The organism is Microcoleus sp. (genome assembly GCF_041354475.1).
GTDB lineage: Bacteria > Cyanobacteriota > Cyanobacteriia > Cyanobacteriales > Microcoleaceae > Microcoleus.
On record NZ_JBGJZU010000079.1, the window covers coordinates 1 to 19,809 of the forward strand.

Here is a 19,809-nt window from a genome sequence, read left to right on the forward strand (position 1 = left end):
GGCAAACTCCCAGAGTGTTAGCTGCTTCATTGGGTTTCACATATTTAGCCCTAGGAAAACTTTCGCACCATATGTGCTTGTTGTCCAGCTTTTTTTAATGAATTAATTATTAGAGGCGAACCGATCGCCCCGCCACCAACCTAAAAAATGCGTCCTCATCGATAATAATTGTTTAAAACTAGGTAAGGATATAAAGAACCGAAACGAAGCAGGAAGCATCCCAACTTTGATCGCTCTTGTTCCTTGTCCCTCTCCTTGTCTCCTGCTGAAACGACTATGCCATCCCCAAATCTCAAATATGCTTACTTTCCCGGTTGCGTCGCCCAAGGTGCCGCCCGCGAACTTTACCAGTCTACCCAAGCACTGACTCAAGCCTTGGGCATTGAACTGGTGGAACTCAAAAAAGCTTCTTGCTGTGGTTCTGGCACTTTTAAAGAAGATTCGCAGTTGCTGGAAGATACTGTCAATGCTCGCAATATTGCATTGGCTGAGCAACTGAATCTGCCTTTACTCACCCATTGCAGCACTTGTCAAGGGGTAATTGGTCATGTGGACGATCGCCTCAAGGATTGCCAAAAAACCGATCGCAACTACATCGACAAAGTGAACGGTTTACTGGAAAAACAAGGCTGTTCGCCCTACCAAGGCACTACCGAGGTGAAACATCTGCTGTGGGCGATCGTTGCCGACTACGGTTTGGAGGAAGTGCAAAAACGAGTCACCCGCAAACTTTCGGGTTTAAAGTGCGCGGCTTTTTACGGCTGTTATTTGCTGCGAGCTCAGGACCATCTAATTTACGATGACCCGCACCAACCGGAATCGATGGAAAATGTGTTTCGGGCGATCGGCGCAACTCCGGTTTACTATCGAGGACGGACACATTGCTGCGGCTGGCCCCTAGCAAGTTATGCCACTAACCAATCTTTTCAGATGGCTGGCAAACATATTGTAGATGCTCTTGACAACGGTGCTGATTGTATGGTAACACCTTGTCCGCTTTGTCACTTAAATTTGGATTCGCGACAGCCGGAAGTGGAAAAAGTAATTGGGCGCAAGTTGGGTTTGCCGGTGCTGCATTTACCGCAATTGGTGGCTTTGGCTTTGGGTGTTGAGCCAAAAAAACTAGGACTAGACAGACATATTGTTTCCACAAAGCCCGTGTTGGAAAAATTAGGCTTTTAGTGTATCAATTTGCTCAGGTTTGTAGTAAGGACTTTAGTCCTTTCTAACACTGAACATCAAATAACTGTGAAGTTTTGTCGCTTTTTGGCGAAGTGCTTCCAGGCACTGCGGTAGACTTACTTTTAATTCTCTGTGCAGGTTATAGCGGTGGCCTCAAGCCGTCAAATCTTTTAACTCGCAGAGTCCGCAAATTTTTAGTGACTCGTTGGGAGCCTTTATTCAATGTCTCATTCAGTCAAAATCTACGATACCTGCATCGGCTGCACTCAATGCGTCCGCGCTTGTCCGACTGACGTTTTGGAGATGGTGCCCTGGGATGGCTGCAAAGCAGCTCAGATTGCCTCATCTCCCCGCACAGAAGACTGTGTAGGCTGCAAGCGTTGCGAAACTGCTTGCCCTACCGATTTTCTCAGCATCCGGGTTTACCTGGGAGCAGAAACAACTCGCAGTATGGGTCTAGCTTACTAAAATTCGATCGACACGCGATCGAACTACAAACACCGGAGAGGGGGCAATGACATTGCTCCCTCTCTTTTGCTGTGGGCTCTACATTCTGCCCCAGTTAGAAGCTATAGCAACAGCAAGCAGAGCAATCTGAAAATGCAGCGATATAGCCTTTCGAGCTCTCATAGGAGGTACAATCGAGCATTGGTAATTGGTAATTGGTCATTGGTAATTGGTAATTGGTCATTGGTCATTGGTCATTGGTAATTGGTCATTGGGTATGAGAAAAGTCACTAACAAGTAACCACTAACAATTCGCCATTCGGCATTCGCCATGGACACTCCCCTGTATCTGATTAATAATATTTTTTATTTTTTATTGCCATAAAAAACCATAATATTGATACCGTTTAATTCACCGTGATTAATAATTAATCTAGTGGTTTGATTCATCAAATCCGGCGAATCCCTTCCATCTTGGTCCTAAAGGCACGGGGTTTTCCGCTTCCCGTGCTATCTTGATAAAAATTGGTTTTGATTTACGATCGCTAAGCAGGAGTACCTCAAATGTGCGGAATCGTTGGCTATATCGGCACCCAAGCAGCAAGCGAGATTTTGCTAGCAGGATTAGAGAAACTGGAATATCGGGGTTACGATTCAGCGGGCCTCGCTACCATCTGGGAAGGGGAAATTACTTGCATCCGGGCCAAGGGTAAATTGCACAACCTGCGGGAAAAACTAGCAGAGATAGAATCTCCAGCTTCCATTGGTATCGGACACACTCGCTGGGCAACTCACGGTAAGCCAGAAGAATATAACGCTCACCCTCACATGGATAATAGCGGGAGAGTTGCAGTAGTTCAAAATGGCATTGTCGAAAATTATCGCGAATTGCGGGAAGAATTAAAAGCGAAGGGACATAAATTTGTTTCCGATACGGATACCGAAGTTATTCCTCATTTAATTTCTGAATTATTGGCTGAGTACACAAGGAATAAGTCAGATGCCCAGGTCGATATTTCGTTTTTAGAAGTCGTTTTAAAGGCGGTAAATAGATTAGAAGGAGCCTTTGCAATCGCGGCGATATGTGCAGATTTTCCCGACGAATTAATTGTCGCTAGACAGCAAGCTCCTTTGGTAATTGGCTTTGGTGCTGGGGAATTTTTCTGCGCTTCTGACACCCCCGCCTTAGTGTCTCATACCCGCGCTGTTTTGTCTCTGGAAAATGGAGAAGCAGCCAGACTAACTCCCATGGGAGTTGAAGTTTACAGCTTTGCAGGGCAAAAGCTGAAAAAAAGCCCGCGCCTCCTCGGCTGGAGTCCGGTTGCAGTGGAGAAACAGGGCTTCAAACACTTCATGCACAAGGAAATTTACGAACAGCCCGCCGTAGTCAGAGCTTGTTTAGAGACATATTTAGACAACAACTGGAACCCTGAAAGTAAAGACTCTCCGATTAATCTCAACTTGCCAAAGGAGCTTTGTGCCGATGTCGAACAAATTTCCATTTTAGCCTGTGGAACGAGCTGGCACGCCTCCCTAATTGGCAAATATTTGTTGGAACAGTTAGCGAATATTCCTACTTCAGTGCAGTACGCTTCCGAATATCGTTACGCACCGGCACCGGTGACAGCCAATACTTTAATTATTGGGGTAACACAGTCGGGAGAAACGGCAGATACACTGGCTGCTTTGGGAATGGAACAGCAGCGCCGAGCGGGTTTGACTGATAAATTTCGGGCGAGAATGTTAGGTATTACTAACAGGATAGAAAGCTCGATCGCCCACATGATACCACACATTATTAACACCCACGCTGGTATCGAAGTTGGGGTGGCTGCTACCAAAACTTTTGTCACTCAGTTGATGGCTTTCTATTTCTTAGCCTTGGATTTGGCACATCAACGACAGACTATAAGTAACGAAAGATTGGCAGAAATCCTGCTTGGTTTGCGCCAGTTGCCTGCTATAATTGAAAAGTTTTTGGAGATTCAGGAACAGTATGTGGAGGAATTGTCCCACCAGTTTACTGAAACCCAAGATTTTATCTTTTTGGGACGGGGAATTAACTTTCCCATTGCTTTGGAAGGGGCTTTGAAACTGAAGGAAATTAGTTATATTCATGCCGAAGGATATCCCGCTGGAGAGATGAAACATGGCCCGATCGCCCTTTTGGATGCCAAAGTGCCTGTAGTGGCGATCGCCATGCCCGGAAGCGTCTACGAAAAGGTGCTTTCCAACGCTCAGGAAGCGAAAGCTAGAGATGCCCGTTTAATTGGAGTTACCCCCAAGCAAGGTGCAGCGGAAGCGGATATTTTCGATCATGTTTTGCCCGTACCTTTGGTAGATGAATTATTGTCACCAATTGTTACCGTAATTCCCCTACAACTGTTGGCTTATCATATTGCGGCGCGACGGGGTTTGGATGTGGATCAGCCTCGGAATTTGGCTAAGTCGGTGACAGTGGAATAATATTAGTTGACGGTTGACGGTTGACTGTTGGCAGTTGATAGTTGACAGTTGACTGTTCACTATTGACTGTTCACTGTTGACTGTTGTTATCGGTTATTTGTTATCGGTTATTTGTTATTTGTTTCCCAGTCTATGCCTCCGATGCCCGATGCCCAATGTCCAATGCCCAATGCCCAATGTCCAATGCCCAATGCCCTATTCCCAATGCCCTATTCCCAATGCCCTATTCCCTATTCCGCCAATTGCCGCCAACAGTAGCCAGCTTATAGTATTCACTCGAAAATCAAACACGGTGACATCTACAGTGTTAAATAAGGTGCAGGCTGCGAAAGCTAATAAATAGCTGAAGAAAATTAGCCGATCGCCTGAATTATATTCTTGACAAATTACCGCATTTGTGATATCAATATCTTCATAATTTGCCTCAGTTTGCTGTGTGGTTATTGGCGGCGGTTGAATATCCACAGGAAAATGCGATCGCCAATTCAACAACAGCAAAACACCCCTAGCCAAAATCCACCCAACTAAACCCAAAAAAAACAGCGTTACTGGTATTCCCGTTTCCGCAGTCAGCATCAGTATCAAACTGTGAGGATGACCAAGCCATTCGTGCATTTGAGCTTCATAGAGATCCGTAAAATTTCGCAATCCCCAACCAGTCCAAGGACGCTGCTGAGTCATCGACCAAGCAAATTGCCATTGAGTAGTTCTTAAAGTCGCTGTCGGTCGATTGGGAAACATCTCATCGGTGAGTCTCGCCCAGAAAAAAGCCGGGATAATTGTTCGTAAATATTGTCGCAAAGGTTGCGGACCAAAAGCTGACAAAAAAACTGCACCAACAGCACTAAAAACCGCAGCTAATATTTTTTTCCAACCTGCATAAACAGCAAAAGCCACAGCAGCCAAAACGGCTAATCCCCAAGCATTACGAGAATTAGTAAAAATCAAGCAAACAGCATTTCCCAACACTGCAAAAGTTAAAAATAGGAATTGGGAATTGGGCATCGGGCATCGGGCATCGGGCATCGGGCAACCCCCCCCTAACCCTCCGCAAGGGGGGAAGGCATTGGGCATTGGTAATTGGTGATAACTGCCAACTGCCAACTGCCAACTGCCAACTGACAACTGACAACTGACTTCTTCCATCCACAATCCCAAAGCTAAAATAAAAACAATAGTTAGATAACAAGCTAAAATATTGGCATACATAAATACAGAAGCCATCCTACCAGGAGGATTGCCTTTGGGTTCGAGTACCCAGCCAAAAACGGGCTGTAATTGAACAATGCCACTCCAACCTAAAAATTGCTGTCCCAAACCCAAAATTATGACGGGAATTGAACTAATTACTATTATCCAAGACAATTGCCGCAATTGAGTGGGAGTTTGAATTAAACGACTGAATGCCACAAAAAGTATAAAAAACGGCAAGAAATTACCCAATCCTAAAAAAGCCTCTATGTGGTTGTTAGCAAAAACCGCCGTGATGACTAGCAACACGCTGAGAATTGCAAAACCTCGATTCACCGGGTGAGTGCTAATTTGGCTAAATTTTTGTTGGGAACAAGTGCCGATTAATCCCAGGAAGATTCCTAAAGCTCCCAAAATCGGAATTATAGGAAAAATCAGCACTCCCAATTGAGCAAAATTCCAAGGGGTTTGCAAACTGCGATCTGGATGTTTTTGAAGTCGAGATTTGAGATTTTCTACTGTCAGTTTTACACCTAATTTTAACCGTTTTTTACTATTCACCGACACTCCTAATCTAAAATCTACAATCTCAAATCTTTAGGCTAATTCCCAGGTGCATTCCGATCGCGTTAACCGAATTTGAGCCAAGGCAAAAATGGTAGGAATAATCCGACTATAATTAGTTGAAATCGAGCGCCAGCCTAAATCAGCTAAAAACCACGTCCACAACACCGGGCCGAGAAATGAAAACACACTCCGCGTCACACCGTAACGAGCAGCACTTGTCGCCATAGAGCGTCGGGCAGTCTGAATGGCGACATAATTTTGAAACTGGGTTGCTGCGGCTGTTCCACCGGCGATCGCTGCTTGTTTTGCCATTTCATAGGTGGCAAAGTGCAGTGCAAATTGATGGGCCATGAGTTTGAGTAAAACTGGTTTGACGATGGAACTAACAGCTAAAGCGCTACCACCTTTGAAAAGTAAACCCAAGGGGTCTTTTTCCGCAGAAATTGGCAGAGGTTCCGAGAGTTTAGACTCGACAATTGCTCGCTGTACTCGTACAGTCAATGCTTGTTTTTCTTGGGAAGGTAACTGCTTCCATGCGCGGCCCATTAAGTGCAAAAATACTTCTGCTTCTAAGTCGGTGGTTGACAACTGTTTGGGATAGGGAATTTTGAGATAGCGACAAACTTGAATTAGGGCTTGTCTGTAAGTTACTTGTTCAGTCCGCCCTCTGAGTACCGTCAATCCGTCGGCTGAGAGGTAGCGAAACCGTTGTTCTACGGCATCTAGCCAAGCTTCGCGATCGCGACTTTGGACATCGATCGGTGCTGGGGTTTGCACGTAATCTAAAGGGTTAAACCTGCGGCTGAACAGGAGTTCTGTGAGTTGTTGCAATTCTTCTTCTGTAGCCAATTCTAGCGCTGCTCTGAGTTCGTCCAAGATTTTTGCCCTCCCTTATGGGATTTTAGATTTGAGATTTGGGATTGCTGTTGTTTGACAACGATCGGGTTGGGAAATCTGCCTACAGTGGCATTTTTTTTTAACTGGTCTTAATCACGGATTCGTGCTGTCCTTAATTCTACTACTTGGTGCGGGGCGATGGCGGGGAGCCGCCCTAGCTAGGACTGTCAACCCTTGGCCACAAGTGGAAATATGGCACAGAAACTTCCCCCGCAGCCTTTAAGCTGATAAGTGGACATCTGGTAAAAAGCTAGTCTTGGCTGGGCCCAATGCCTATCCCACAAGAGTTTTTGGAGATGTCTCATGACTAATGACTATTGACTATTGACTCATTATGTTTGATGTTGCGGTGATTGGTGCTGGTATGGCGGGGCTCAGTTGTGCTCAACAGTTGCGTCTGGCTGGTTATTCTGTGGTGGTTGTGGAAAAATCTCGCGGTGTGGGCGGCAGAGTTGCTACTCGCCGTGTTAATGGTACTAGGGCCGATCATGGGGCTCGCTATCTGGAATCCCAGGGGGATGCGGTGCAGGGGTTAATTGATGTTTTGGTCGATCGCGATATCCTGAAACTCTGGACTGATACTGTTGGGGAATTCCGAGAGGGAGAAAATGGAGTCGGGGGAGAGGTTTTTTCGATTCCGAGGGACTGTTATGTTGCACCTGCTGGAATGAATGCTGTAGGTAAGTACCTGGCTGAGGGTTTAGAAATTTGGTCAGGGCGTCGCGTAGAAGCTATTTCTAGTACAGATAACCAAATGTGGCATCTTTCTCTAGAAGTTACTGATGACAATTTTAACAAGCCTCAAGAATTGATTGCTAAGGCGATCGTAGTCGCAATTCCTGCACCCCAAGCTTTACTGTTTTTAAAGGCAGACCTGGGATTTTCGCCCGATTTTCTTGACAAATTGCACTCGGTTAATTATGACGCTTGCATTACGGTTATGGCTGGCTATCCTGCGGAACGCCAACCCGATTTGAGTAATCTAAATTACCCGTGGAAAACTGTTGATTTTCGAGATAATTCTGATTTAGCTTGGATTGGTTTTGATAGTAGCAAGCGACTGGAATCGCCTCAGCCTGTGTTTGTGGTTCACAGTAGTGCAAGTTTTGCCGATCGCTATTTTGATGCTACGGATTTGCCTAGTGTGGGTCAACAATTGCTCGATCGCACTTCTGAATATTTGATGCCTTGGCTAAAAGAGCCTGAATGGTTGCAGGTTCACCGTTGGCGCTATGCTTTTTGTAGAAATCCTTTGCCTGTTTCTTGTTTGGCTGCTGAGGGAACTTTACCCTTAGTTTGTGCGGGGGATTTGTGCGGGGGAAATCAAATTGAAGGTGCTTTGCGATCGGGTTTTGCCGCCGCTAATTGGGTCAAATCATTAGACATCTCCTAAAAAGCTTGTCAAGAACAGGCAGGATGCCTGTTTCACAATAATTATGGGAGATGTCTATTGATTAATCAGATAAAAGTCGATCGCGGGCAAGAGTAAAGTCACAAAATAGTAAACTAACGGTGCTGTAAAAACATAACTGTCAGTGCGATCGAGAATGCCACCGTGACCGGGGATCAACTGCCCCGAATCCTTAACACCGGCATCTCGTTTCATCATCGACTCAGTTAAATCCCCCAACAAACTGGCAACACCAATCAACAGACCAAAAGCAGCCCCAGTATAGGGCCAGCCAGGCCAATTCAAATACCAAGACCCGGTGGCGGCAACTGCTATACTGCCACAAACTCCAAACACGGCACCTTCAACCGTCTTTTTCGGGCTGATGTGGGAGAGGGTAGTGCGGCCGAAGAATTTGCCGACAAAATAAGCGCCAATGTCCGCGGCCCAGATGCAAAGGAAAGCTAGCAGTAGGGAAGTTAATCCCAAAGAAATATGGCTGATATTGATCCAAGACTGGGGATAAATTTGAGTTAGTGAATTGCTGGCCACTGTTTGACCAAATCCAGTGGTCGCTTGATAAACAGGGTCAAGTCCGACTCGCAGCCGTATCCAATAGCTGGGCAAATAACCGCCGTAGAACAATCCTAAAATTGAAGCGGCAATATCGGCGATCGTCGATAGCTTAGGCTGGAACAGCAGGTAGAAACAGATGAAGGTTCCAGCTAGGGGAAACATAGCATCTACCAGTTGTGGTGCAAGGGCGGCGGTAATTAGCAGAACTTGACTGACAACTAAGGTAGTTTTGGCAGCAGGTGCAATGCCCTTAGCCCTGGCTAGTTGAAAATATTCTAGTTGACCTAGGTAGACGATGATCCCGAAGCCGACGGTGAAGTACCATCCGCCCAATATAATCATGCCCAAAGCAAGGACGATCGCAACTATTCCACTGAGGATACGAGACCACGGCATAAAATGAATTTCTCTTGCAGACGGCGGTGAATTATTCGATTTTGGATTGGGGATTTGGGGTTTGGGATTTTTCTGGGGCAGGGGCTTCTCCCTGACACAGCTAGCCCCCATCCCCCATCGGTGGTCCAATATCTGAAGTTAGCTAGTCAACCAAGCTATGGTCGCCCTTATTATTATGAAGGTTAAGTGAAAGTAAACAAGATTAAGAATTACATTTAGGAATGGGGAACCCTGCCCTGGGAGCATCCCGATTTTCTAAGGGCGAAGCATGACCGCTGTAAATCTCTGGTTATCCCTAATAAATTGTCTGCGGTCATGCTTCGCCCCTACGAATATATTTGCAAAATATGAGATGCACCCCCCTGCCCCTTGCCGCCCTTGGGGGGAATGGGAATGGGGCATCGGGAATGGGGAAGGAGGCATTGGTTATGGGTTATTAGAACGAACAAATAACAAATAACAAATAACAAATAACAAATAACCCTTAGACTAAGCCGATGTCGCGCCGCCAATAACCAATAACAACTTAGTTCTAATCTAGCTTTTCGCCACTGAGAATAAATATGGGATTGACAGCGGCAAAGGTTTGACTGAGCCCACGAGTCTCTAAACGGTTGACGGCGGACTGAACTACTTCAATGTTGCGGACTTGCAATTGGGCGAAGCTTTCGGAAAGGGCGTAAAGATTCTCTAAATTGCTGGCGGTGGCGACAATTCGACCCTGGGGTTGCAAGTACCCCCAGACTTCTTGGACAATGGCTTTAATGGGGCGGCCTCCTTCTATGCAAACTCGGTGAGGGGGGTGGGACAGATTTTTGAGGCATTCCGGGGCGCTACCTTCTATGACTTCTACGTTGTTGAGCTCGAAGCGATCGCAATTTCTGCGAATCAAGTTGGCCACCTCTTCATCTCTTTCGATGGCGATAATTTGACCTTTGGGACATAACAAACCTGTTTCTACGGCGATCGTACCAGTACCTGCGCCAATGTCCCAAACCACTGAGTCTGCTTGTAGTCGTAGGTGAGAAATTAACAGCAGTCGGACTTCTCGTTTACTCATGGGAATACCCGGTAAACGTTCAAATAAATCGTCTGGGATACCAGGAGTGACGTAGGGCCAAAGCATAGTTGTTCTATTTTAGATTTTAAATTCCAGCCAAGCCGCAGTGGGAAATGAGGAACCTTTAAAAATTCTCCCCATTTCGCCCAGCCTTAATATTTACCAAAAAACTGGGTCTAAAGCCCCGTCCTTCTAGGACGGATTTAATTCGAGTGTAAAAATTCTTGAATCGGTCGATTTATATCCACAATTGATAGTAAACATGATAGAATGATTCCATGATTGTACTAGAGTTCAAGTTAAAAGGCAAGCCGCAGCAGTACGGGGTCATCGACGAAATGATCCGCACAGCTCAGTTTGTCCGAAACAAAGCTCTCAGATATTGGATCGACAATCAAGGAGTTAAGCTACTTGACCTCTACAAGCAATGCGCCATAATGGCAAAAGAGAGCGATTAATAAGTTAGGGAGAAAACACTTAAAGGTTAGTAGGCAGCGCAAAGATTTCGCCATTAAGACGGCGTTGTGCGTGGCGAAATCTAATGATTTTGTAGCTTACGAAGACCTTCAAGTGAGAAATATGGTAAAAAATCATAAACTTGCTAAATCAATTAGCGATGCAGCATGGTCACAGTTTGCTGAATGGTTGCAATACTTTGGGAAGGTGTACGGTAAAACAGTGGTTGCTGTTGCTCCTCAGTACACTTCCCAAGATTGTTCAAGTTGCGGGAATCGTGTCCAGAAATCGCTCTCAGTCAGAACTCATATTTGTAATTGCGGTGCGGTGTTAGACCGCGACCACAATGCAGCTTTGAATATTCTAGCAAAGGGATTGAAAGCCCGTGCAGGAATTATTTTAAATACGGTGGGGCACACCGGAATTAACGCTTGGGGACAGACCGACCTCTACTCGCTGGTGGTGACATCAACGGGCAAGTTGACTGATTGATCCAAGAATCCCCGTGCGTTCACGCGCCCGGAGTGTCAATTTCGCACAACGTTGAGACTTTGGAGGTGGGTATCGCTGCAACCTGTGATTTTGCCACCGGCGGAGTGGATTTGTTTGAGGTATTCCAGGGCTTTTTGGGTAATGATTTCACCGGGCATCAACACAGGTATGCCTGGGGGATAAGGACAGATGAGTTCGGCACTGAGTCGATCGACTGCTTTGTCTGCTGCTACTGTTTCCGTTGGGGAAAAGAAGGCCTCGCGGGGAGAGAGTGGAGGAGGGGGAAAATCGGGGAGTGGGAGAGTGGGGGATGGGGAGAGTGGGGGATGGGAAAAATCTTGCTTCTTCCTTCCCCCATTCCCCCCTTGGGAGTCATGAGGGAGGGGTTCTTCTTCCTTCTCCTTCCTTCCAGCTAAAAGAGTACAAGCTTTAACTAAATTGTCAATATCTGATTCTGTATTTCCCAAGCTGATAATAAATGTGAGATGTTGTGGCATTGGCAATTCTGCGGTAACGCCGAGTTGAGAGTGCAGAATTTCATCTGCTGCAAATCCTGTGATTCCCAAGTCAGATACTTTTACTGTCAGTCGCGTGCGGTCTAAATCGACAAAACCGGGTGTATTTAATGTTTCTAAAACTGATAAACCTGGAATTTTACTGATTGCCGATCGCGCTTTTTCTGCTAGTAGTAAAGTTTGGGTCATCAACTGTTTGCCGTCGAGGGCAATTTGTTGACGGGCGGAGTCTAGGGATGCTAATAATATGTAACTCGGACTGGTGGATTGTACTAACTGTAAAGCTCTATTTAATTTTTGGATATCTACCCTAGAACCCTTGACATGGAGCATTGAGGCTTGTGTCATTGCACCGAGAGTTTTGTGGATTGATTGTACTGTTAAATCGGCACCTGCTGATAGTGCTGATTCTGGCAAGTTGGGATGAAAGTTGAAGTGTGCGCCGTGGGCTTCATCTACTAATAATGGTATGTTGTATTGATGGGTAATTTTGGCGATCGCCCGCAAATCCCCACACACGCCGTGATAGGTTGGATAAAGCACCATCACTGCTTTGGCATCGGGATGCTGTGTTAATGCTGCTGCGGTGGCTTCTGGGGTGATGCAGTTGGCAATATCCCAATCCGAGTTGTATTCTGGATTGACAAAAATAGGAATTGCACCGGATAAAATCAAACCAGAAATTACCGATTGATGGATGTTTCGAGGTAGGATAATTTTATCTCCTGGGCCGCAAGTTGCGACAATGGCCGCGATGATTCCGCAAGTCGAACCGTTTGCTAAAAACCAAGTATGTTCGGCCCCAAATGCCTCAACAGCTAAATTTTGAGCTTCTGCAATTACGCCATCTGGATTAAAGAGATTATCTAATTCTGGCAATTCGGGGAGGTCCGATCGAAATACTTGTGGGCCTAATAACTCAACTAACCGCCCTGAGATTCCTTGACCGCCTTTGTGTCCGGGGGCGTAAAATGGGGAGTGATGGTGATTTGTGCGATCGCGCAAAGCATCTAATAAAGGCGTGTTTGTTTGAGAGTTCATCCCTGATTTGTTTCATCCTGAGTTGATTATTTGAGAGCGGCTTGAGTTTTGGCTAGGCTGTGTGCAATTTTTGGGAATTTCTCGGCAACGACTGTTAATAATTCTCTCTTTTAATCGCCGAATCAAGTGACAGCTACAGCCTCACCCAAAGGATGTTCCTGCAAAACAACTTGCAGATATTTCCCAGTATAAGAACGAGGATTAGCCGCCACGTCCTCCGGCGTTCCAGCCACAATTATCTCACCTCCCTTATCTCCCCCTTCCGGCCCCAAATCGATCGCCCAATCGCAGCACCGAATCACATCCAAATTGTGTTCAATCACCAAAATGGAATTCCCCTTATCCACTAATCTTTGTAACACATTTAACAAATGATGAACGTCATAGAACGACAAACCAGTCGTCGGTTCATCTATCAAATAAAGCGTCTTCCCAGTAGCGCGACGGGACAATTCCGTTGCCAATTTCACCCGCTGTGCTTCGCCCCCAGAAAGGGTCGGTGCGGGTTGTCCCAACTGAATGTAACCCAAGCCAACATCAGCCAAAGTTTGCAGTCTAGCCCCCGCCCTAGGAATGTTTTTAAACATTTCCAAAGCTTCCTCCACAGTCATGTTCAAAACATCAGAAATTGACTTGCCTTTATACTTCACTTGCAGGGTTTCCCGGTTGTAGCGCGCCCCTTTACAAACCTCACACTGCACGTAAACATCGGGCAGAAAATTCATCGAAATGACGTTAACACCTTGACCGCTGCAAGCTTCACACCTGCCTCCTTTTACGTTGAAAGAAAACTGTCCGGCTTTGTAACCTCTGGTTTTAGCTTCAATGCTTTCGGAAAACAAATCTCGAATCACATCAAAGACTCCCGTGTAAGTGGCGGGATTGGAACGCGGAGTACGACCGATGGGAGATTGATCGATGACAATTACCTTATCAACTACATCTTCTATAGAGCGTTCACCTTTGGTTTTGAGCGCGTCCATATCTGGTGGTAAAGGAACTTTTTTGGTGAGGTAGTGTTGTAAGGAAGGATACAGCAATTCATTGATTAATGTAGATTTTCCAGAGCCTGAAACTCCCGTAACACAGACAAGTTTTCCGAGGGGAATTTCTACATTAATATTTCTTAAATTATTGCGCCTTGCATTGGTGATGGAGAGAGATTTGCCATTGCCTTTTCTCCTTTGGGCTGGGGTTTCAATTACTCGCTTTCCTGACAGATAAGCACCAGTTAAGGATTCTTCAGCGGCTAGCAAGTCTGCTAAACTTCCTTGGGATATAATTTTGCCGCCGTGTACGCCGGCGCCCGGTCCGATATCCACAATGTGATCTGCCGATCGCATTGTTTCTTCATCATGCTCTACTACAATCAAAGTATTGCCTAAATCTCGTAACTTTGTTAAAGTTTGCAGCAGTCGAAAATTGTCTCTTTGGTGCAAACCAATGCTGGGTTCGTCCAAAACATAAAGCACTCCAGTCAAACCGGAACCGATTTGAGTAGCTAGTCGAATTCGCTGGGCTTCCCCACCAGAAAGGGTCATTGCTGCGCGGTCTAAAGTCAAATAATCTAATCCGACATCAAGCAAAAATTGCAGTCTGGCTTTGATTTCTCTGAGGGCTAAATCGGATATTTGAAATTGCCGATCGCTCAATCCTAAATTATCTACTCGTTCCCGGCATTCCCGAATCGAAATACTGGTTAAATCTACAATGCCGTACTGTCCCAACCGCACTGAAAGTGCTTCTGGTTTCAAGCGTTTACCCTGACAAACATGGCAATGTTTATCAACGCGATACTGTTCCAACTTCTGCTTAATCAAATCAGAACCAGTATCTTCATACTGGCGTTGCAACATGGCAATTACACCTTTAAAATCTCTTCTTAAATCGCTGGAATTGGGGTCGCGTTTCTTATTTTCTCTTGTTTGATTTTCCTCATTGCCATACAAAAGTACCCGCTGGTGTTCCGGCCTTAAACGATACCAAGGAATGTCAATATTAAATCCGCAAGCATCAGCAACACTGCAAAGTAAAGAGAGATAATAGGAATTGTCTTTGTCAGACCAAGGGGCGATCGCACAATAAATAGGCGCTTTCGCATCCGGGACTACCAACTCTGGCGCAAAGGTGCGTAAACTGCCCAAACCGTGACAGTTTGGACACGCACCATAGGGCGAATTAAATGAAAATAACCGGGGCGACAGTTCTTCCATTACTGCGCCGTGTTCCGGGCACGCAAAGTTTTCGGAAAATACGATGGGTGGATTTGGTTCGGAATTTTCCTCTGCTGGTAACTCTTCTATGATGGCAATTCCTTCTGAATGACGCAGACAAGTCGAGAGAGAATCAACTAAACGTTCTTCTAAACCAGGTTTTTTAATTAACCTGTCAATAACTATTTCGATGTTGTGCGTTAGATTTTTATCTAATTCGATATTTTCCGAAAGTTCTAAAATCTCGCCGTTAACTTTGACTCGACTAAATCCTTCTGTGGCTAAACTGGATAATAATTTGCGGTGAGTGCCTTTTTTTCCGCGTACCACGGGCGCGAGAAGGTGAAAGCGAGTACCGTCAGGAAGGGCCATGACGCGATCGCACATTTCATCTATTGTCTGTGGTGCAATGCAGCGATCGCAAATCGGACAGTGGGGTTCGCCAGCTCTGCCGTAGAGTAGTCTCAGGTAATCATAAATTTCTGTAACAGTGCCCACAGTCGATCGCGGGTTGTGGGAAGTTGACTTTTGGTCGATCGAAATAGCCGGACTCAAGCCCTCAATTGCGTCCACATCCGGCTTATCCAACTGTCCCAAAAACTGTCGCGCGTAGGCGCTGAGAGACTCCACGTAGCGGCGCTGTCCCTCGGCAAAAATTGTATCGAAAGCCAGGGAAGACTTACCAGAACCGGACACACCCGTAAACACGATCAGGCGATCGCGCGGCAGTTCCAAATCCACATTCTTGAGGTTGTGCTGTCTGGCACCGCGAACCCGAATCGTATTTTGGTTATGAGAGTTAGGAGTCGTCAGATTATGCCCGTTGAGGGATGCACTTGGCTGGCTGTTTGAGGTTTCGGGGCGTTGGGACATGGGAGTAGTGCAAAACAGTGCTTAACTATCTTAGCGCTGCCTTTGGAATAGCTGGCATCCAAACTCAAGAATATCAAAGAATCGTCAAATTAGTTTCCGTCGCCCCGTGGGGCTAAACCTGGAATCTTTGATTTTTCAAATCCAGTTCCATATTCTGTACGAATAAAAAATTATCCTTGGTCTTCCTAGGTGATATAAAATCCTCTCTTCATCGTCCTGTATTAAACTTTCTCTCCTCTTCCTTCGCGTCATGAGCGCCTTCGCGGTTAAATCATTCCGATACAACCGGAATTGATATGAGATGCTGGGAACTATGGCACGCCAATAAACTTGTGAGTTTGCAAAGATAACCTGTAATTAGGGTTTTGTTTTAGCAATTCCAAGATAATCGGAATAGCTGCATCTTTCGAGTTCCATTCCGGCTGTAAAAAAACCGGAATATCTACATTGTTTGGCAAATATTTCTGATAAAATTCAACTTCTTTGCCAGTGCTAACCACCAATTTAATTTCATTAGCTCTAGTCCAAAAAAGCTCTTGTACCGGATATTTAGGACTGACGTGTTCTTTAGGAGAAAGAGTAATCCAAGCCTGGGGTGAAACATCTAGCCAGTAAGCACCGGAAGTTTCAATACTCACTTGCTTATCGGCGGCTAACAAAGTTTGTACTAACTCAGGTAAATCCCGGTGAATGAAAGGCTCACCGCCAGTGATCACAACTCTTCGGGACTGCAACTGAGCTAGCAATTGGGCGATCGACTGTGGTATTGCGGGTAAACCTTTGCCACCATTGGAGTAACCAGTATCGCACCAAGGACACCTCACAGGGCAACCAGCCAATCTGATAAAATCAACTAAAGTCCCCGTCCAGTATCCCTCGCCTTGAACGGTAGACTGAAAAGTTTCGTGAATTGGCAATTTTACTTGTAAATTAGACACCATAATTTCTGCTTTAAACCAATTAATTATGTTATTTGAATATAGTATTAAATGGTTCCCAGGCTCTTCCTGGGAACCCATGTCACTCTTGCTGTGCCTCGAAGAGTGGAGTCTAGTGGAGGCACAGCCGACGCATCTACCTTACCCGATTGGTGAGAACATTGCAGTACCTACAAGTTATATTAGTTAGGCGGGTCAAAGCGGTTGACGGAGAGAGCAACACCGATCATGGGTAAAGCTACACCGAAACAAATTAGCCACTGATCCAAGTTCATGGGAGCCGTCTCAAATATGCTATTGATAAACGGAGAATTGGCAAAGATAATCTGCAAAATCACCGCTACTACAATTCCCACACCGAGGGCGGGGGCACCACTAACTTTTTCCTGAGAACCGCTAAATTTAGCCATCAAAGAAGGTAACAATTGGCTGAGGCTTAATAGGTAAAAAATTCTCCCCATTACTAAAGCTTGAATGGCCATGGTGCGGGCGAGTTCGATGGTTCCCCAATCGGCTTGGCGCACCCATTCAAACATTCCGAAAATCACAGTCCAGTTGTAAAGAGAAATAGCGATGATTCGCTTGATCCGATTACCGGTGAGCAAAGGTTCATTTGCCGATCGCGGTTGTTGTTTCATGACTCCCGTGGACTTGGGCTCGAAAGCCAAGGGCACAGTCATCGTAATCGAATTGAGCATATTCAGCCAGAGAATTTGTAGCGACAAAATCGGCAATTCCCGGCCCAGCAGCGTGCTGAGCAAAATTGTCATCGATTCTCCGCCGTTGACTGGGAGAATGAAGCTAATTGCTTTGAGCAGATTTTTGTAAACCGCTCGCCCTTCTTCCACAGCACATTCGATCGACGCAAAGTTATCATCGGTCAAAATCATATCGGCGGCTTCCTTAGAAACCTCCGTACCACTACCCATCGCAATCCCGATATCCGCTTGTTTCAGGGCGGGCGCATCGTTAACACCATCTCCCGTCATCGCCACAATTTCGCCTTGAAGTTGCAAAGCTTCTACCAGGCGGAGTTTTTGTTCCGGCGCGACACGGGCAAAAACTGAACCAGCTTCTACAGCTTCGGCGAGTTCGCTTTTGCTCATTTCGGCGAGTTGAGCGCCTGTATAAGCTACCAGTTCCCTGTTATGTTTAGTTTTGCGGAATCCCATGCGACGGGCGATCGCCTTGGCTGTCGCAATGTGATCGCCGGTAATCATTTTGACTTGGATTCCAGCGGTTTGACAAGCTTGGACGGCTGCTATGGCCTCAGCCCGTGGCGGATCGATCATCCCCTGTAGTCCCAAGAAAATTAGCCCAGATTCCAAATCCGCATGATCGACGGAATTTTGGCTTTCGGGTACTACCTTTTTCGCTAAAGCCAAGACGCGCAAGCCTTGCTTTGCCATTTCATCGACTTGATGGTGGGTTTGTTCGCGATCGACTTGTGCCGGATTTCCTTCCGTATCCAAACTGGAACCACAGCGGCTCAGAATTGATTCTACGGAACCTTTGGCATACAAAACTTTGCCCGTGGGAGTTTTGTGCAAAGTTGCCATGTATTGAAACTGCGATTCAAAGGGAATTGAATCGATCCGCGGCATGGATTTTTCCAAAACTTGCTGACTCAATTCAGCTTTTTTGCCCGCAGCAATTAATGCTCCTTCTGTCGGATCTCCGATCACAATCCAATTATTATCTTTGAATTCCAGGTGAGTGTCGTTGCAAATTAATCCAGCTTGCAAACATTCTTGCAAAGTTGGAGATTGACTGACACTAATTGGCAATTGATTGAGTTGAATTTCCCCTTCCGGGCTGTAGCCAGTACCCGTAACTGAGTAGGATTTACCACCAGAATAGATTTCTTGCACCGTCATCTGGTTTTCCGTCAAAGTTCCGGTTTTGTCGGAACAGACGACTGTAGCGCCGCCTAGGGTCTCTACAGCGGGCAATTTGCGGACGATCGCATTTCGAGTTGCCATCCGGGAAACGCCCACCGCTAGAGTAACGGTGATGACGGCGGGTAAGCCTTCGGGAATTGCGCCGACAATCAGGGCGACTGCGGGTTCGACTGCTTCTTTGAAGGCTGAAACTCCGGCTGGAACTGGTCTCCCCAATCTGACTGCGAAGGTCAAGGTTGCCATTCCCAACACGAATAACAGCCAGTTTTGACTGAATTCGTTAAATTTGCGGGTTAAGGGCGTGGTGAGATCGATGTGTCTGTCTAATAGTTGGGAGATTTTGCCGGTTTCGGTTTTATTGGCGATCGCAATTACGATACCGCTACCTTGACCAAAAGTGACAAAACTGCCAGCATAGGCCATATTGTCCCGCTCTGCTAGGGGCGTTTCTTGCGGTAGCACCAAGTCTCCCGATTGTCCTAATTCTTTTTCGACGGCTACGGATTCCCCAGTGAGTCCCGATTCGTCTATTTGTAAGTCGCGCACTTTAATTAAGCGCAAGTCTGCCGGTACTTTGTCACCGGAAGTCAGGGTTACTAAGTCACCAACAACAAGTTCTTTTGAGGGAACTCTTAATTTTTTGCCACCCCGAATGACTGTGGCTTCGGTGGTGACAGCTTTAGCTAGGGCATCGATTTTTTTCTCAGCCCCAGCTTCTTGGACGAAACTGATAATCGCGTTGGTAGTTGTGACACCCCAAATTACGCTGGCGTTGAGCCATTCTCCAATTAGGGCTTTGATTAAACCAGCACTCAGCAAGATAATTAGCAGTGGTTGGTTAAATTGGAGGACAAATTTTAACCAGGCGGGTTTCCCTGCTTTAACTGTTAGTTCGTTGAGACCGAATTTTTGTTGGCGAATGGCAACTTCGCTCGGTTCTATACCTTGATCTAGGTTGGTTTCTAAGATAGTTGCAACCTTCGATCTTTCTAGGTAGTGCCAATATTGCTCTGCTACGTCTACATCGTTGGCGGCTGTTGCTGGCATGATTTTTCCTGAATATTTGCTCTTGAGTCTGACGAGCTGTTATCGCTCCTCAATAGGCGCGCTTAATATATTAAGCTAGCTAATGGTTTGTTGGTGGCTTTAACGGGCTGTGACTTAGATCGATCTTACACCGGATGTGTCCGTCTGTTGCCAGATATTGG

Annotated in this window: 13 protein-coding genes and 1 pseudogene; 6 read left to right on the forward strand and 8 right to left on the reverse strand. The window is 46.0% G+C overall.

The window, feature by feature from the left end; translation table 11 throughout:
* Positions 1–276: 276 nt before the first annotated feature.
* The 3 genes from ACBR23_RS23125 to glmS all read left to right on the forward strand — a co-directional run bounded on the left by ACBR23_RS23125 (position 277) and on the right by glmS (position 4,095).
* On the forward strand, positions 277–1,182 hold the full coding sequence (locus tag ACBR23_RS23125; RefSeq protein WP_371120526.1) for a CoB--CoM heterodisulfide reductase iron-sulfur subunit B family protein: 906 nt from the start codon (positions 277–279) through the stop codon (positions 1,180–1,182).
* Positions 1,183–1,404: 222 nt separating this feature from the next.
* On the forward strand, positions 1,405–1,650 hold the full coding sequence (psaC, locus tag ACBR23_RS23130) for a photosystem I iron-sulfur center protein PsaC (RefSeq protein WP_015175986.1): 246 nt from the start codon (positions 1,405–1,407) through the stop codon (positions 1,648–1,650).
* A gap of 543 nt (positions 1,651–2,193) precedes the next feature.
* The gene (gene glmS, locus ACBR23_RS23135; protein ID WP_341737760.1) at positions 2,194–4,095 is read left to right on the forward strand and encodes a glutamine--fructose-6-phosphate transaminase (isomerizing); all 1,902 of its coding nucleotides are present in this window, start codon (positions 2,194–2,196) and stop codon (positions 4,093–4,095) included.
* 195 nt (positions 4,096–4,290) lie between these two features.
* On the opposite strand, the gene ACBR23_RS23140 is transcribed toward glmS, so the two are convergent.
* Positions 4,291–5,847 (reverse strand): O-antigen ligase family protein, encoded by a 1,557-nt coding sequence (locus tag ACBR23_RS23140; RefSeq protein WP_371120527.1) that lies wholly within the window; start codon positions 5,845–5,847, stop codon positions 4,291–4,293.
* A 36-nt stretch (positions 5,848–5,883) separates the two neighbouring features.
* Positions 5,884–6,729, reverse strand: a complete 846-nt coding sequence (locus tag ACBR23_RS23145) for a hypothetical protein (RefSeq protein ID WP_341734206.1) — start codon at positions 6,727–6,729, stop codon at positions 5,884–5,886.
* Positions 6,730–7,084: 355 nt separating this feature from the next.
* On the opposite strand from ACBR23_RS23145, the gene ACBR23_RS23150 reads away from it, so the two are divergent.
* The gene (locus ACBR23_RS23150; RefSeq protein WP_371120528.1) at positions 7,085–8,143 is read left to right on the forward strand and encodes an NAD(P)/FAD-dependent oxidoreductase; all 1,059 of its coding nucleotides are present in this window, start codon (positions 7,085–7,087) and stop codon (positions 8,141–8,143) included.
* Between the two features lie 54 nt (positions 8,144–8,197).
* On the opposite strand, the gene ACBR23_RS23155 is transcribed toward ACBR23_RS23150, so the two are convergent.
* Both ACBR23_RS23155 and cbiT read right to left on the reverse strand, forming a co-directional pair.
* A complete protein-coding gene (locus ACBR23_RS23155) occupies positions 8,198–9,112 on the reverse strand; it encodes a phosphatidate cytidylyltransferase (RefSeq protein WP_341737757.1) in 915 nt (304 codons plus the stop codon).
* A gap of 532 nt (positions 9,113–9,644) precedes the next feature.
* Positions 9,645–10,238, reverse strand: coding sequence for a precorrin-6Y C5,15-methyltransferase subunit CbiT (cbiT, locus tag ACBR23_RS23160; protein ID WP_340518917.1), 594 nt, complete (start codon positions 10,236–10,238; stop codon positions 9,645–9,647).
* Between the two features lie 212 nt (positions 10,239–10,450).
* Between cbiT and ACBR23_RS23165 the strand changes: the two genes are divergently transcribed.
* Together ACBR23_RS23165 and ACBR23_RS23170 are read left to right on the forward strand one after the other, a co-directional pair.
* On the forward strand, positions 10,451–10,630 hold the full coding sequence (locus ACBR23_RS23165; RefSeq protein WP_371116680.1) for a hypothetical protein: 180 nt from the start codon (positions 10,451–10,453) through the stop codon (positions 10,628–10,630).
* Positions 10,614–11,120, forward strand: a pseudogene (locus tag ACBR23_RS23170) (RNA-guided endonuclease InsQ/TnpB family protein); the annotation flags it as partial. The gene ACBR23_RS23165 and the pseudogene ACBR23_RS23170, both read left to right, overlap by 17 nt.
* A 35-nt stretch (positions 11,121–11,155) precedes the next feature.
* On the opposite strand, the gene ACBR23_RS23175 reads toward ACBR23_RS23170, so the two are convergent.
* The 4 genes from ACBR23_RS23175 to ACBR23_RS23190 form a co-directional block, all read right to left on the reverse strand.
* Positions 11,156–12,676, reverse strand: a complete 1,521-nt coding sequence (locus ACBR23_RS23175; RefSeq protein ID WP_371120529.1) for an aminotransferase class I/II-fold pyridoxal phosphate-dependent enzyme — start codon at positions 12,674–12,676, stop codon at positions 11,156–11,158.
* Positions 12,677–12,798: 122 nt separating this feature from the next.
* Positions 12,799–15,762, reverse strand: coding sequence for an excinuclease ABC subunit UvrA (uvrA, locus tag ACBR23_RS23180; protein WP_371120530.1), 2,964 nt, complete (start codon positions 15,760–15,762; stop codon positions 12,799–12,801).
* A gap of 311 nt (positions 15,763–16,073) precedes the next feature.
* Positions 16,074–16,703, reverse strand: coding sequence for a 7-carboxy-7-deazaguanine synthase QueE (locus ACBR23_RS23185; protein WP_371116683.1), 630 nt, complete (start codon positions 16,701–16,703; stop codon positions 16,074–16,076).
* Between the two features lie 179 nt (positions 16,704–16,882).
* Positions 16,883–19,648 carry an HAD-IC family P-type ATPase gene (locus ACBR23_RS23190; protein WP_371120531.1) on the reverse strand — a complete coding sequence of 922 codons (2,766 nt, stop codon included), beginning with the start codon at positions 19,646–19,648 and terminating at the stop codon, positions 16,883–16,885.
* Positions 19,649–19,809: the final 161 nt, after the last annotated feature.

Excerpts from the sequence above, each read along its gene's own strand:
- ACBR23_RS23185 (WP_371116683.1), bottom strand. The coding sequence starts at position 16,703 with ATGGTGTCTAATTTACAAGTAAAATTGCCAATTCACGAAACTTTTCAG.
- glmS (WP_341737760.1), top strand. The coding sequence starts at position 2,194 with ATGTGCGGAATCGTTGGCTATATCGGCACCCAAGCAGCAAGCGAGATT.
- ACBR23_RS23155 (WP_341737757.1), bottom strand. The coding sequence starts at position 9,112 with ATGCCGTGGTCTCGTATCCTCAGTGGAATAGTTGCGATCGTCCTTGCT.
- ACBR23_RS23165 (WP_371116680.1), top strand. The coding sequence starts at position 10,451 with ATGATTGTACTAGAGTTCAAGTTAAAAGGCAAGCCGCAGCAGTACGGG.
- uvrA (WP_371120530.1), bottom strand. The coding sequence starts at position 15,762 with ATGTCCCAACGCCCCGAAACCTCAAACAGCCAGCCAAGTGCATCCCTC.
- ACBR23_RS23175 (WP_371120529.1), bottom strand. The coding sequence starts at position 12,676 with ATGAACTCTCAAACAAACACGCCTTTATTAGATGCTTTGCGCGATCGC.
- ACBR23_RS23125 (WP_371120526.1), top strand. The coding sequence starts at position 277 with ATGCCATCCCCAAATCTCAAATATGCTTACTTTCCCGGTTGCGTCGCC.
- ACBR23_RS23150 (WP_371120528.1), top strand. The coding sequence starts at position 7,085 with ATGTTTGATGTTGCGGTGATTGGTGCTGGTATGGCGGGGCTCAGTTGT.
- ACBR23_RS23190 (WP_371120531.1), bottom strand. The coding sequence starts at position 19,648 with ATGCCAGCAACAGCCGCCAACGATGTAGACGTAGCAGAGCAATATTGG.
- cbiT (WP_340518917.1), bottom strand. The coding sequence starts at position 10,238 with ATGCTTTGGCCCTACGTCACTCCTGGTATCCCAGACGATTTATTTGAA.
- psaC (WP_015175986.1), top strand. The coding sequence starts at position 1,405 with ATGTCTCATTCAGTCAAAATCTACGATACCTGCATCGGCTGCACTCAA.